Origin of the sequence: Antrihabitans stalactiti, assembly GCF_012932915.1 — a bacterium.
In the GTDB taxonomy this organism is placed as follows: domain Bacteria; phylum Actinomycetota; class Actinomycetes; order Mycobacteriales; family Mycobacteriaceae; genus Antrihabitans; species Antrihabitans stalactiti.
The window spans coordinates 559,214-572,620 of record NZ_VCQU01000003.1; the positions used below are offsets into that span (position 1 = coordinate 559,214).

The 13,407-nt window shown below is 65.0% G+C and carries 13 protein-coding genes; 6 read left to right on the plus strand and 7 right to left on the minus strand.

Translation table 11 applies throughout. From position 1 onward, the window contains the following. Nucleotides 1–40 precede the first annotated feature (40 nt). Nucleotides 41–1,012, minus strand: coding sequence for a zinc-binding dehydrogenase (locus tag FGL95_RS11720; protein ID WP_169586786.1), 972 nt, complete (start codon nt 1,010–1,012; stop codon nt 41–43). A gap of 100 nt (nt 1,013–1,112) precedes the next feature. On the opposite strand from FGL95_RS11720, the gene FGL95_RS11725 reads away from it, so the two are divergent. From FGL95_RS11725 to FGL95_RS11745, 5 genes are all read left to right on the plus strand, one after another. Beyond that, the gene (locus FGL95_RS11725) at nt 1,113–2,177 is read left to right on the plus strand and encodes a hypothetical protein (RefSeq protein ID WP_169586788.1); all 1,065 of its coding nucleotides are present in this window, start codon (nt 1,113–1,115) and stop codon (nt 2,175–2,177) included. Continuing rightward, nucleotides 2,170–3,639, plus strand: a complete 1,470-nt coding sequence (locus FGL95_RS11730) for a hypothetical protein (protein ID WP_169586790.1) — start codon at nt 2,170–2,172, stop codon at nt 3,637–3,639. The genes FGL95_RS11725 and FGL95_RS11730 overlap by 8 nt, the downstream gene beginning before the upstream one ends. Before the next feature lie 99 nt (nt 3,640–3,738). Then, a complete protein-coding gene (locus FGL95_RS11735) occupies nt 3,739–4,044 on the plus strand; it encodes a DUF6802 family protein (protein WP_169586792.1) in 306 nt (101 codons plus the stop codon). 167 nt (nt 4,045–4,211) lie between these two features. Further along, complete coding sequence (locus FGL95_RS11740) at nt 4,212–6,041, plus strand: phosphoenolpyruvate carboxykinase (GTP) (RefSeq protein ID WP_169586794.1); 1,830 nt, start codon at nt 4,212–4,214, stop codon at nt 6,039–6,041. Nucleotides 6,042–6,081: 40 nt separating this feature from the next. Beyond that, nucleotides 6,082–6,492 (plus strand): hypothetical protein, encoded by a 411-nt coding sequence (locus tag FGL95_RS11745; RefSeq protein ID WP_169586796.1) that lies wholly within the window; start codon nt 6,082–6,084, stop codon nt 6,490–6,492. Between the two features lie 4 nt (nt 6,493–6,496). On the opposite strand, the gene FGL95_RS11750 is transcribed toward FGL95_RS11745, so the two are convergent. Next, on the minus strand, nt 6,497–7,246 hold the full coding sequence (locus FGL95_RS11750) for a trypsin-like serine peptidase (protein ID WP_169586798.1): 750 nt from the start codon (nt 7,244–7,246) through the stop codon (nt 6,497–6,499). A 77-nt stretch (nt 7,247–7,323) separates the two neighbouring features. Here FGL95_RS11750 and FGL95_RS11755 point away from each other — a divergent pair, with 77 nt between their 5' ends. Beyond that, on the plus strand, nt 7,324–7,953 hold the full coding sequence (locus FGL95_RS11755) for a hypothetical protein (protein WP_169586800.1): 630 nt from the start codon (nt 7,324–7,326) through the stop codon (nt 7,951–7,953). On the opposite strand, the gene FGL95_RS11760 is transcribed toward FGL95_RS11755, so the two are convergent. The 5 genes from FGL95_RS11760 to FGL95_RS11780 form a co-directional block, all read right to left on the minus strand. Further along, a complete protein-coding gene (locus FGL95_RS11760) occupies nt 7,854–9,302 on the minus strand; it encodes an aldehyde dehydrogenase (RefSeq protein WP_169586802.1) in 1,449 nt (482 codons plus the stop codon). The genes FGL95_RS11755 and FGL95_RS11760 overlap by 100 nt on opposite strands. Nucleotides 9,303–9,316: 14 nt before the next feature. Continuing rightward, nucleotides 9,317–10,423, minus strand: a complete 1,107-nt coding sequence (locus FGL95_RS11765; RefSeq protein WP_169586804.1) for an Rv3169 family protein — start codon at nt 10,421–10,423, stop codon at nt 9,317–9,319. Beyond that, complete coding sequence (locus tag FGL95_RS11770) at nt 10,423–11,547, minus strand: phosphotransferase family protein (protein ID WP_169586806.1); 1,125 nt, start codon at nt 11,545–11,547, stop codon at nt 10,423–10,425. The genes FGL95_RS11765 and FGL95_RS11770 overlap by 1 nt, the downstream gene beginning before the upstream one ends. A 57-nt stretch (nt 11,548–11,604) precedes the next feature. Then, entirely contained in the window at nt 11,605–12,483 is an 879-nt protein-coding gene (locus tag FGL95_RS11775; protein WP_169586808.1) for an ROK family protein, read from the minus strand. A gap of 63 nt (nt 12,484–12,546) precedes the next feature. Then, complete coding sequence (locus tag FGL95_RS11780; protein ID WP_420838034.1) at nt 12,547–13,350, minus strand: class I SAM-dependent methyltransferase; 804 nt, start codon at nt 13,348–13,350, stop codon at nt 12,547–12,549. Nucleotides 13,351–13,407: the final 57 nt, after the last annotated feature.

Consider the following 13,407-nt stretch of genomic DNA (forward strand, 5'->3'; position numbering starts at 1 on the left):
CACCTGGGTCGCATGTTATTGCTGTGAATCAGACCGCGAATCAGGTCAAGACAACCTTGCCCACGGTCGCTCGCTGAGCGAGCGCAATGTGCGCCTTTGCGGCCTCAGCCAGCGGAAATGTCGTCACCTGGGCGACAAGTTCCCCAGCAGCCGCCTTTGCGATCGCAGTCGCTGCCCACCGTCGAATATTTGCGGGCGTGAACCCCGCAGTGGGGCCGAGTGCCAGCCGAACGGCGATGCCGCGGGCCGTCAGCGCGTCGAATTCAGGACCCTCCACCGCACCCGACGACTGGCCGAAAAAGAGCACCCGGCCGCCTGCATCAATCAGTTCTGTCGCGATGCGCGCGATTGTGCCGCCGACGCCGTCCAACAGGACCGTTGGCGGTCGTTGCAGGTCAGCGACCTGCTGCGACCACTCGGCGTCGGTGTAGTCGACCGCGAAGTGCGCGCCGAAGCGTTCTGCGATGGCGACCTTCTGTGGTCCACCTGCCAACGCGATCACCGTCGCCCCTGACCGAACAGCCTCCTGAACGAACAGGGTCCCGAGGCCTCCCGCCGCGGCAGTGATCAACACGACATCATCAGCAGTGATCGCGGCGAGCTCCAGGATGCCGAGTGCGGTCCGACCCGAACCGACCATTGCGACCGCGTCGACCGCACTCAACTCAGGACCGATGTCGTGAACGTCGTCGGCGTTGGCTACCGCGGTCCGGGCATAGCCGCCGTTGGCGTTGCCGAGGGAGACAGCAACGCGCTTGCCGACCCACGCCTGATCGACGCCCGGACCGACCCCGCTTACCGTCCCTGCGACTTCCCGACCGGGAATGTAGGGCAGCGGCGGAAGGGGGAACGGTCCAAGTTGTCGACCCTCGCGGACTGCCGTGTCGACGAGGTGGACCCCACTCGCCTCGACCGCAATCGCGAGTTGGCCCTCGGCGGGCACGGGGTCGGCGACCTGGTTGAGGTGCATGTTCTCGGCGGGACCGAATTCGTCGACTGTGATCGCTTCCATGCCCACGAGCGTGCAACCCGAAGCAAGGTTCAGGTCAAGCGTGCCATGCGGCGGTGTCGCTCGATCTGCGACAATCCCAGGTCGAAGGGGGTGGACATCAGTGGACGATCAAGAACTCGACCGGCTCATCGAGCGCGTTCACCGCTGCGACCCCGAGATCGGAATGGCGCTTATCGCCGCCGTCGCCGAGTTCCGTCGACCGATGCGGGTCCAGATCACCGGCCGCGAGGGGACTGGACGCACGACCGTCGCAACGGCGCTGGGCTTGCCTGAGATAGTCGAAACCGACCCGGTCGACAGTCCAGATTTCGCCGAGCCGGAACTCGACGGCGACGTGGTGGTCTACGTCCTCGCAGCAGGCGTGACCGACGCCGACCGCGAAGCCCTGCGGTCCGTGCCCGCAGGCCATGCGATGGCTGTGTTGAACAAGGCGGATGCCGTCCGCGGGGATTGTCCCTCGGTATTGACCGCGGCGAACGAGGCGACGAAGGTGCTCGGTGTCCGGACCCTTCCGCTTGTCGCGACTCTGGCGGTCCAGGCGACGGCGTCGGGCGTGACGACCACCGAGTTGGGCGTGTTGCGTGCCCTCGCGAGTGCCGATCGACCCACGCTCACGCTCTCGCCGGACCTCTTCGTAGCTGCCGATGCGCCCTCCGACGCCGGGTCGCGCCGCGCGCTCCTGGAACGCTGGGAACTCTTCGGCGTCACCGCTGCGCTTGCCGCGTTGCAGCGGAATCCGCAGCTCAGTGGTCGAGCCGTCACCCAGATCCTCAACGCCGCGAGCGGGATCGACGCCGTGCGGACCGCGATGAGCACGAGGTTGCGCCGCGCCGCGTCGTTGCGGGGCGGGCGGTTTCTCGACACCGTCGAACGGCTCGCCGCACGCGCACTGGGTTCGGGTGCACGCGATGAACTCGAAGGATTTCTCCGCAGCGCGGCGGCCGCCCAAATCGGTCTGGAAGCGGCCTGGGCCAGTCCGAGTATCGAGGGCGTCGTCGCCGACCACGCGCTCGCGGTTCCGGCGGACGCCGCGCAAGCACTGCAGCTCGCCAGGTGGTGGCGCAACTACGCCGGGGGCGACGTCGGCGCTCCCGGTCGGCGCGCGGCTTTGGCGATCCACCATGGTTACGTCCGCGCGTGGTCGTCGCTGGGCCAGCATGGTTGAGCAAGCGGTGCGGCTGCCTTCCGACGTCGAGGCAGTCATCGCACGATGGAATCCGGCTGGAATCGAACGGCTCCGCAAGCTCGAGAATCTGCCCGACGACGGACGGACTGTTGCAGTGCTGGGTCATGAGGCGGCCGCAGTGCAGGACGAACTCGCGGCGATCGCTGCTGACATCGAATTCGCGAACTCACCCGACGACGCCGCACTCGTCGTCTTTGTGCTGGATGCGACCGCGCCGATCGGTCGTTCGACCCTTCGGCACGTCGAATCGGTGATCCTCCTGGGCACTCGAGTGGTGTTCGGGATCGAAGGTATCGACGCCAACCGGGACTGGCGGTCGGTCCGCAATCGCAACAGCGAGCTGCTGGCGCCGCATGGTAAGCGGATACTGCCGGTGTCGGTTCGGTTGGCGCAGTGGGCGCGAACCCGCTCGGACGGGCGCGGCCTGGTCCGGGTGAACTCCGGAATGCTCGAGTTGCGTGACGTGATCGCGGCCGAGCTGGCCACGGATCCCGACCGGGTGCGGACCGAGCAACTGCTGCGCGCTACCGAGGGGACAGCCGAAGAAACCCGTCGTCGTATCGCTGCGAAGGCTGAGTCGCTTCGGCCCGCGACCGAGGTGGCGGCCCTACGCAATGAGCGGTCCGCACTGGTGTCCCGGCGCGACGGCGGTCGCGCGGAGGCGATGGCGGCGCTGCGCAGCCAGGTTCAGCTTGCCCGGGTCGAGTTGCTGCACGAAGTGGCGAACCGCGTGCGTGCGGTCAACATCACGGCGCGGCAGGCGATCGATCGCGCAGACCGGACGCAGTTGCGTGCGTTCCCGCGCACGGTCGAGGACGCGGTCGCAGCGTTGACCGGCGATATCGACGAACAGACGCACCGGCGCATTGCCGAGATCCGAGCCAAGGTTCTCGGTAACGACGGCGCCGCGGTGGGTGCCGCGATCGGTGGACCGCAGCCGCAGTTGGGCGAAGGCCCGACGTCGCGGGTCCGCGGTGTCGAGGATCGACTGATGATCGTGCTCGGAGCATCTGCCGGCGTCGGCATCAGCAGGCTGGCAGTGACGCCGTTGTCGTTGGTCCCGGCGCTGGATTACGCGACCATCCCAGTGACACTGGTGCTCGGCGGACTTGGGGCGTGGTGGATCACTCGGTCGCGTGGGCAGGTCGCCGACCGCGCGCATCTGCGGCAATGGACTGCCGACGCGCTGGTGAGCGTCCGGTCGCAACTCGAACAACGGGTGATCGGGGCGCTCGTCGCCGCAGAAGGAGCACTGGCGGACCATGTCGTTCGCATCAGTGCGGAACGCATGGTCGCAGTCGATGCCGAGATCTCCGCGATCGATGCAAGGATGCGGCAATTCAGTGCCCGAAACGCTGGACAGTTGGCCGCATGCGAGCGAGACCTCGATACGATCGCCCGGGGTCTGGCACAGCTGCCGAACAGCGATCGTCCGAAATAATTCATTGGAAACCCACCGACGATGGAACCGACGGGTGCTGCCGCGCGTCCAACCCATCGAGCCGAGAAGTTGTAGCGATCTGTATCAGGAGCAGTAGTCATGGTCACGTCCAACGAGTTCTCGGTGCCGGACATCACGCATGCCGATGGTTCGACGTCTCTGGAAAACCTCGGGCCCGTCGAATTGAATCATCCGACGCAAGACATCGACGGTGACGGAACCATGGACACCGCGACGGTCGAATCCGACGAGGCGCTCATCGTCATGACCGACACCGATCTCGATGGCTACGCCGATCACGTCACGGTCGTCGACGACTCCGGCGAGTTCGCTGCCTGGGAGTTTCGTCACGATGAGAACGGTGGAGTTCGCTGGGAACGCACTGATCACGGTAACCTTGGTTAACAGAGCAGCCCCGGTGGGTACCTGTCGCCAAGAAGGTCGAAATGTATGCCGAGAAATCGGACACCACCCGATTCCTTACTTCATGTAGCGCGGCGTTAACCTCTAGGGCTAGGAACCCCGGCTCCGCGCAAGACCGCGCCGTTCCGGCCCCACCTCAGGAGAGTTAGATGACCTCAGCGACCATTCCCGGTCTCGGAACCGACGCAACGCCTCCTACGCAGCACAGTGTGTTGCTCGCCTGGGTGCAGGAGGTTGCCGAGCTCACGCAACCGGATCGGGTCGTGTTCGCCGACGGCTCGGATGAAGAATGGGATCGGCTGACAACTCGGCTCGTCGAGGCGGGCACTTTCCGCCAGCTCGACAAGAACAAGAAGCCGAACTCGTTCCTCGCACTGTCGGACCCGTCCGACGTCGCTCGCGTCGAGTCGCGCACCTACATCTGTTCGCGGTCGGAAGCCGATGCCGGCCCGACCAACAACTGGGTCGACCCGACCGAGATGCGCCAGACGCTGACACCGCTCTTCCGCGGCAGCATGCGCGGCCGCACGATGTACGTCGTCCCGTTCTGCATGGGCCCGCTGGGTGCTGAGGATCCGAAGCTGGGTGTCGAGCTCACCGACAGCGAGTACGTCGTTGTGTCGATGCGCGTGATGACCCGCATGGGCCAGGCTGCTCTCGACAAGCTGGGCACCGACCGACCCTTCGTGAAGTGCCTGCATTCGGTCGGCGCGCCCTTGGTGGACGGCGCGGCGGACGTGCCGTGGCCGTGCAACGACACGAAGTACATCACCCACTTTCCCGAAGACCGCGAGATCTGGAGCTTCGGCTCCGGGTACGGCGGCAACGCGCTGCTGGGCAAGAAGTGCTACTCCCTGCGCATCGCATCGGCGATGGCCCACGACGAGGGCTGGCTCGCCGAGCACATGCTGATCCTGAAGCTGATCAGCCCTGAGAACAAGAACTACTACATCGCTGCCGCATTCCCGTCTGCCTGCGGCAAGACAAACCTCGCGATGATCCAGCCGACCGTTCCGGGATGGCGCGCCGAGACCCTCGGTGACGACATTGCCTGGATGCGTTTCGGCAAGGACGGCCGCCTGTACGCGGTGAACCCTGAGTTCGGCTTCTTCGGTGTTGCACCGGGTACGAACCATCACTCGAATCCCAACGCGATGCGGACCATCGAGGCGGGCAACACCGTCTTCACCAACGTCGCGCTCACCGACGACAACGATGTGTGGTGGGAGGGCCTGGAAGGCGAGCCCGACCACTTGATCGACTGGAAGGGCAACGACTGGATCCTCCGGGAGACGGACACGAAGGCCGCGCACCCGAACTCGCGCTACTGCACCCCGATGTCGCAGTGCCCAACGCTGGCGCCGGAATGGGACGACCCGCAGGGTGTGCCGATCTCGGCGATCCTGTTCGGTGGCCGCCGCAAGACGACGGTGCCGCTCGTGACCGAATCGCTCGACTGGCAGCACGGTGTCTTCATGGGCGCGACGATGAGCTCGGAGCAGACGGCCGCGGCCGAGGGCAAGGTCGGCACGGTGCGCCGCGACCCGATGGCGATGCTGCCGTTCATGGGCTACCACGTGGGCGATTACATCGGTCACTGGATCAACCTGGGCAAGAACGCCGATGCCCAGAAGCTGCCGAAGATCTTCTACGTCAACTGGTTCCGTCGCGGCGACGACGGCCGCTTCCTGTGGCCAGGATTCGGCGAGAACTCGCGCGTGCTCGAGTGGATAGTGGGCCGGATCGAGGGCACCGCTGAGGGTGCGGTCACGCCGATCGGCACCGTCCCGTCCGCTGCGCAGATGGATCTCGCGGGCCTGGACGTCGACGCTGCTGACGTGGACGACGCGTTGAAGGTCGATGTCGAGGAGTGGAAGAAGGAAATTCCGCTCATCGAGGAGTGGTTCGAGTTCATCGGCGACAAGCTGCCCTCCGGCGTGGTCGACGAGTTCGAGGCACTCAAGCAGCGTTTGGGCTGATAGCTCGGCCTTTTTGGGCGTTTTGTGCGATCCTGTCCGAATGAAATCGGCGAGGGCGCAGTACACGCGTACAACCAGGGTGCTGTCTGCCCTGATCGCAACGGTAGCACTGATACTCGGCCTCTCGAGCTGTGGAAATCAGAAGAAGGATTTCCAGAAGCAGCTCGAGCAGGCCGGTTTCAGCGTGAGCCAGGTTCGCGAGGAGAAGTCGAAGTCGACCACGTCGAAGTCGAAGAAGCGGCCCAAGCGGACGACGAACAAGACCACCTACGAAGCCGACGTCAAAATCGGCAAGTGCCTGGTCGAGTTCGAGCAAGGTAAAGGCGAGAAGCGCTACTACCTCGACGAGGTCAACGACAACGAGCCGGTCATCAGCCTCATGATCGACAATCCGAAGAAGTCCGACGTCGAGGCGTATCTGAAGGGCCCAGATAGTCCCTGCACGCCCTGACCGCTCAGCAGCCGTCGCCCAGCGCGATCGGCGCGCTGTCGCCGGTGGTTGCGGTTTCGGCGCGGTCCAGCAGCGCGAACACGTCGGCGCCGAAGGGCGCTGAGAATGTCTCGTCTCCGGTGCAACCGCCCTGGTGTCGTCCGCCGATGACGCCGGTGGCCGTGGTGCCGACCACCCACGGCGATCCGCTCGTTCCATCGCCGAAGCCGGCGCAACTGAATGCTGGATCCTGTTCGACGACGCGCGCTGTGGTGTTGCAGGTCAGCGGACGGTCGTTCAGGCCGATGGGGTAGCCGGAGATGCTGAGCGCGGTGCCCGGCGTCGGTGCCGCGGCGAGCGTGAGTCCGCCGCCGACTACGGATTCGATGGCGGCGCCATCGTCACGCTTGACCCGAAGGATCGCGTAGTCGTGAGCGGGATCTTGCACAGTCACCCACTGCGCATCGACGAAGACCTGCTCGACGGTCCATACACCGAACGGTGAGACGCCGTTGTCGTAACCGGGCGCGAACGAGATTCCGAGTCCCGGACCTGCCAGGCAGTGTGCGGCCGTCAAGACGAGATCGCCTGCGGCGCTGTCGAGCACGCCAGCAGTGCAGGTGTGGATCGGAGTGTTGCCTGCGAACAGAACGCCGATCGTCGGGATCGGTTCGCCAGGGTGCGCGGTGGGATGTGGCTCGGCTTGGGCAGGGCCGCACGCGGTCACGACCGCCACGGCGACCAGGCTCGATGCGACTCGCCAGACGATGGTCATCCGTTGATCATTGCCGCCTCTAGTCGAGTAGTCGACTACGCGGGTCGAACTGGGGTGGCCGCCGAAGAATGAACTGGATGGGGACCGATTCGATCGTATCGAGGTTCGTCGACGGCTGGGATGTGGTGGGTGCAGCGGCGATCTATCTTGCGGACAAGTCCGGCAGTGGCGAGGTGAGCTTGTCGATCGAGCGCCGCGCAGCCGACCTCGAGTGCGGACTTCCCGACAGCCACGATCGACGGGTGATCGCGCGGATCGCAACTGTCGCAGCGGGCTACCCGTTGGGCGAGGCCCTGCGAAGGGTGTACGCGTATGCGCAAGCGTGCTCGGATGCGGTGGTCATTCGAGCGGCAGAACAGGCGGACCTTCCCGTGCTGGAGTTTCGGGAAGTGTGGGTGATCGACGCTCCCGTTGCGCCAGGCTGTTTCGACCCCGTACGCGTGCTTGTGACGGTCTTGGCCGATCAAGAACTGTCGACAAGTTGCCCGTTGTTGGCGGCGACGTTCGCCGAGGTCCTCGGTAGCGATGTGCCGTCGAATCCCGGCGTACAGGTCGAGATCGACCGATCCGGGGTCGCTGCAATGACGGTCGATGATTCAGCGCCGGATCAGCCGCTCCAGCCTGGCGGCATCAGCACGGACTTCTGTTCACAGAACGCGTCGAGTCCTTCTGGGCCGCTTTCCCTTCCGATCCCGGAATTCTTGTAGCCACCGAACGGCGAACCTGGATCGAAGGCGTACCAGTTGATCGCGTAGGTTCCGGTCCGGACCTGTGCTGCGACGCGAAGCCCGCGGTCGATATCGGTTGTCCATACCGAGCCGGCAAGTCCGTAGTCGGAATCGTTCGCGATCTTGATCGCCTCGTCGGTGGAGTCGTACGGGATCACCGACAGGACTGGCCCGAAGATTTCCTCCCGAGCAATGGTCATCGAATTGTCCACGTCCGCAAAGATTGTCGGCTCGACGAACCAGCCTTTGTCGAGTCCGGCTGGGCGGCCGCCGCCGAGCACGAGGCGAGCACCCTCGGCTTTGCCTTTGGCGATGTAGCCCTCGACGCGGTCGCGTTGTTTGGCGGAGATGAGCGGTCCGAGTGCGGTTGCGGGGTCGGTCGGGTCGCCGACCGCCATGTACGACGCGCCCGCGACCATCGCATCGAGCACCTCGGTGTACCGGCTGCGGGGGGCCAGGATTCGAGTCTGCGCGACGCACGCCTGGCCACTGTTCATGAGTCCGGAAAGCAGCAGCATCGGCATGGTTGCGGCAATGTCGATGTCTTCCAGAATGATTGCGGCCGACTTGCCGCCGAGTTCCAGTGAACAGCGCTTCAGCTGTTGACCTGCGACAGCACCGATCCGACGTCCGACCGCTGTGCTTCCGGTGAACGTGACCTTGTCGACGCCCGGGTGCGAGGTCAGGTATTCGCCGGTATCCGCTCCGCCCGGCAGCACCGACAGCACGCCGTCCGGCAACCCGGCCTCGGTGAAGATGTCGGCAATCAAGTTGGCGCACAACGGTGTCTCGGGTGCTGGTTTGAGCACGACCGAACATCCGGCGAGCAAGGCGGGAGCGAGTTTGTTGATCGAGAGGAACAGTGGGACGTTCCACGCGATCACGGCGGCGACGACGCCGACCGGCTCGCGTAGCACCTGACTCTGTCCGAAAATGCCGTGTCTGGTTTCCTGCCAGGGGAATTCGTCGGCGAGGGCCGAGTAGTAATTCAGCACAGCGACCGCCGGAGTCTGTTGCATCATCCCGACCATCGTTGGTGGGCCGCCCATTTCGGCAGTGAGCGTCGCGGTCAGGTCCGCGCTGCGCTGCTCGATCAGCGTCACGACCTTGCGCAGTACCGCGGCTCTTTCGATCGGCGCGGTCCGTGGCCAGGGACCGTTCTCGAACGCATCGCGCGCTGCGGCGACAGCTCGATCGATGTCGGCTGGTCCTGCGACGGGCGTACTACCCACCTTCTCTTCGGTGGCGGGGGAGAAGACATCGAGCCGCTCGTCTGTTGCTGGAGCGGTCCAGTGGCCGCCGATGAACAGCTTGTCGTAGTTCGTCATATATCCGTGCCCTTCTATGGCGCTGGATCGGTGTAGCTGGTGAAGCCGGACGGCGCGTGCGGACCGATCACGCCGACTTCGAAAAGTCCTGTACCCGAATAGGTGCCGGCTCCATCGGTCAATTCGAAGCGGGCGAGATGGTCGACCGGTGCGAACATGCGCAGTCCGGCATCGATCTCGGCGACCTTCTTCCGAAGGTTGTCGACGACGAGTTCGCCCTGCCACATACCATGGCGCCAGTCGGGGTCGAGGCCGTAGCCGGTCCCGATCGCCATGAAGTTCGCGAGCAGCAGTTCGCACCGCACAGTGATGGGATCACTGTTCGGCAGAGTGAATGTCAGCGTTGCCGCCACGACATCGCGGGTGCCGGAGGCGAATTCGAGATTGTGCTCTGGCCGTCCCAGCCACTCGGGTTCCGCGTTCGGCCGAATGCGGACCGCCTCTTCGACGATGCGCCGACCGACTTCGTCTTCCTGGATGAACGTGAACACCGAGAAGTCGTCGAATGCCATCACGCTGTAGATCCAGAAGAAGTTCTGCGGCTCGGTGGCCCGTCGTCCAGCGGGCTCGGGCTCGCCGACCGGTCGCACGCCCCAGGATCGGTCGCGGTTGCCTCGCCACGTCTCGGGTGTGACGTCGTGCCGCTGGCCGTCGACGGTCAACTCGCCTGTCCACCTGCCGGTTTGCACGAATCTGCAGGTGTCGAAAATGACTCGCTCCAGCTGACGGCGATAATGCCGTGCTTCCTGGTACGCGGGCACAGTCGCGTCGAAAGTGAGGTCGAAGGACACCGCTGCCGCCGACGGTTCCAGCACGACGCGCAACCGTTGCAGGCCTTCGAGCACTTCGATTCGGAGCGGTCCGACCGTGGTGTCAGCTCGGTCTTCGAGGGCTTTCGACGCGCGAAACACGATGTGGTCGTCGCCGGAACGCACGACCGCAAACCCGTCCGTCACACCGAGATTGGGGTACTGACCGAGCCCGATGATCAAGAACAGCTCGCCGGTGAGGGGATAGCAGTTGAAGTAGTAGCGGTCGTAGAAGTTGCGGTCCGACGTTGCGACCTGCCGAACCGGTTGCGCTACTTGATGAATGGGATAATCGTCCATCGGCGAAAGCATCAAGCGATCCTGTCCCAGTAGGTTCCGTCGAGCATCTCGGCCAACGTGGTGTGGTGGAGAATCATGTCGTCCGGATTGGCGGGTGCCGTCGCCTGGCCGAAATGAATTGCCCTGCTTTGCACGCGAAACATCACGATGGCGTGGCGGACTGCCGCGTAGAAGATGAAGTAGTTCAGGTTGGTCGGGTCGTGACCTGATTTGTCTCGGTAGGTCGTGGCGACGTCGTCGCGCCGGAGGAAGTCGGGCAGACCGGGCAACCCTGCCATTCTCGTCAGGTCCTCGAAGAACCTGTGTAAGAAAATCATCCAGCCGATGTCGAGTTCACGCGGTCCGATCGTGGCCATTTCCCAGTCCAGTACTGCCACCGGCTCGAAATCGCGATACATGATGTTGCCGATTCGGGCATCGCCCCAACAGAACACTGCGGGCGAGGCATCCGTCGGAACAGTCGCTTCCAGTTCGTCCAGGCATCGGTCCAGCAGGGGCGATCGAGGGCTGTCGCCGACAACCCATTCGTAGTACGTCCGCTGACTCGCGATGTGAGCGCGCAGGGCCGCCCCGGCATCGCTCGCTGTTCCGAGAAACGCAAAGTCGTCCAGTGGGATCGCGTGCAGCGCTGCCAGCACGCCGACGGATGCGACCTGCATGCGCTCACGCTGGGCCTGCGTCGCTTCGGTCACCCACGAGCCGAAGTTGTACGGCATCACGTCGGGCGGCACGTCGCCGTCGACTCGCTCCATCACGAAAAACGGCGCACCCAGCGCGTTGGAACCTTGCTCCGACCACAACACCGGCGGCACCGGAACATGCCCCCGGACCGCGCGCATGATCAGGTACTGCGAATGAAGGTCGTAGCTGGGGAACACCGGCATCGTCGTCGCTCCGGGCGCGACGCGCGCAACGAGCTGGTGGCTGGCGCGGTCGGCGCCTTCGGTCCACATCGCGTCGAAGAGGATCGTCTCGCTCGACATTCCATTGGCCGACGGCAGGACGACGTGGTCGACGACGGGGTCGGACCCCTCGGGCAACACTGTGACGAGCCAGCTCCCGAGTTCCTCTCGAAGCAGCCCGGTATCGCGCACTGAGCTGGTCGGTCGGGCGACTTCTGCATGGCCGGCGTCCATAGTGGACACGCTACATAACTAGAACACGTTTCACTATGGGTCCGCGTGGAGTAGTACTCACTCGAGGGTCAGGGCGCCTGCGCCCGTCAAAGTCCCGAGGCCGCCGAGTTCGGCCGGGACAACCCGCAGATTCGTGAGGAACGACAGTTTGGCGTGCCGGGAAATGGACTCCTGCAAGGGATCCCAGAGCAACGGGCCGGAGAGGGCGAATCCGCCGCCCACCACGACGAGGTCGACGTCGAGCAATGCCGCAGCCGAGGCGATCGCCTGCCCGACAGCTGTCCCGGACCGGTGCAGGGCCGCGACCGCGATCGTATCGCCTGCGGCTGCCGCCTTCGACAGTTCGACGCCGGTTGTTCCCGGCCACCCTTGGGAACGTGCCCACCGCACGGACGACGGTCCGCTCGCGACGGCCTCGACACAGCCGATCGCACCGCACGCGCACACGATCTCGGAGTCGACGACGACATGCCCGATGTGTCCGGCGTTTCCTGTCCGTCCGACGGCCATTTTGCCGTCGAGAACCACACCGCCCCCGATGCCGGTCGAGACGACCATGCCGAGCAGGTTCGGCACCCCACGACCGGCGCCATACAGGTGCTCACCCCATGCAGCGGCGGCGCCGTCCATCGCGAAACGTATTCGGGCGGAGGGGAACAGGGCCTGCACTGCGTCGACGATCCCGAACCCGGCGCACAACTCCGGGATGTTGAGGGGCGACGCGGTGCCTGCGACGATGTCGACCGGACCTGCGGACGCAATGCCGACCCGTGTGACGGTTTCGCCCGCCGCGACCTTCGTCAGCAGCGCCGAGCAAGTGTCCCAGAATCGGGTGGGCGGAGTGGGCGTCTGCTCGACGCCTTCGAGCGTTCCGTTGTCACCGACTCGCGCGGCTGCGAGCTTGGTTCCGCCGATGTCCAGAGCGAGATTGACCATCTGTCTACTATGCGCGGGTTTGCCTGTCAGTGGACGACCTGACTGTGCGCGAGTTTTACCTCTCTAGGGGCCGAACTCGCGCACGGGGGGCGAGGCCACAATGACGAGATTGCTCGTGAGGAGCTCGCGCAACCACGGCACGCGCACCACCCACCACGCCCAGCGAGGGTGGTAGCGCGGGAAAGTCGCCAACAGCTCGCCATCGGAAAGGCCTTTGGCCCAGCGCAATCCGTCGGACGCGCGAACGGCGAACAACGATTCGCCGAAGCGATTCTTGGGCTCTTTACCGTGCTTGCGCACATATCGCCGGGCCGCGCGCTCGCCGCCGAGGTAATGCCACGGACCGGTTTCGTGACCGCCGAACGGCCCGAGCCAGACCGTGTACGACAGCACCATCAGTCCGCCTGGTTTGGTGACCCGGAGCATCTCGTCGGCCATCACCCATGGCTCGCGGACGTGCTCGGCGACGTTCGACGAGAAGCAGATGTCGACCGAGCCGTCGCGGAACGGCAACGACATCCCCGACCCACGGACCGCGCCGTGCACGGACAGTCCGGCCGCGTGCATCTCCGAGGGGTCCGGCTCGACCGGGATGTAGCGGGCGCCTGCACGCGCGAAGCGCTCTGCGAAATAGCCGGGACCGCCGCCGACATCGAGGACCGCTGCTCCGTCGAGGGTCTTGCCGGTGGTGCCGAGGTAAAGGTCGCCGATCAGGTCGACCGAGTCGCCTGCGAGTGCGCCGTAGAAGTGCTGGGGGTCGGTTTGCTCGTGTTTGAAGTCGCTCAGCAGGCGAGTAGAACGTTTCAACGTGGCGCGTCGGGCGAACCCAGCTGTCACCGAGCGGCGGCGGGGGTCGGCGAACAACACGGAACGCAACAATAGCGTTCTCGCCGTGTGGCGCGATCGGTGCAGGGTGCAACCGTT

What these genes read in the sequence shown, in the direction of transcription:
- FGL95_RS11720 (WP_169586786.1), bottom strand. Translation starts at nt 1,012, where the DNA reads ATGGAAGCGATCACAGTCGACGAATTCGGTCCCGCCGAGAACATGCAC.
- FGL95_RS11730 (WP_169586790.1), top strand. Translation starts at nt 2,170, where the DNA reads ATGGTTGAGCAAGCGGTGCGGCTGCCTTCCGACGTCGAGGCAGTCATC.
- FGL95_RS11735 (WP_169586792.1), top strand. Translation starts at nt 3,739, where the DNA reads ATGGTCACGTCCAACGAGTTCTCGGTGCCGGACATCACGCATGCCGAT.
- FGL95_RS11740 (WP_169586794.1), top strand. Translation starts at nt 4,212, where the DNA reads ATGACCTCAGCGACCATTCCCGGTCTCGGAACCGACGCAACGCCTCCT.
- FGL95_RS11745 (WP_169586796.1), top strand. Translation starts at nt 6,082, where the DNA reads ATGAAATCGGCGAGGGCGCAGTACACGCGTACAACCAGGGTGCTGTCT.
- FGL95_RS11750 (WP_169586798.1), bottom strand. Translation starts at nt 7,246, where the DNA reads ATGACCATCGTCTGGCGAGTCGCATCGAGCCTGGTCGCCGTGGCGGTC.
- FGL95_RS11755 (WP_169586800.1), top strand. Translation starts at nt 7,324, where the DNA reads ATGGGGACCGATTCGATCGTATCGAGGTTCGTCGACGGCTGGGATGTG.
- FGL95_RS11760 (WP_169586802.1), bottom strand. Translation starts at nt 9,302, where the DNA reads ATGACGAACTACGACAAGCTGTTCATCGGCGGCCACTGGACCGCTCCA.
- FGL95_RS11765 (WP_169586804.1), bottom strand. Translation starts at nt 10,423, where the DNA reads ATGCTTTCGCCGATGGACGATTATCCCATTCATCAAGTAGCGCAACCG.
- FGL95_RS11770 (WP_169586806.1), bottom strand. Translation starts at nt 11,547, where the DNA reads ATGGACGCCGGCCATGCAGAAGTCGCCCGACCGACCAGCTCAGTGCGC.
- FGL95_RS11775 (WP_169586808.1), bottom strand. Translation starts at nt 12,483, where the DNA reads ATGGTCAATCTCGCTCTGGACATCGGCGGAACCAAGCTCGCAGCCGCG.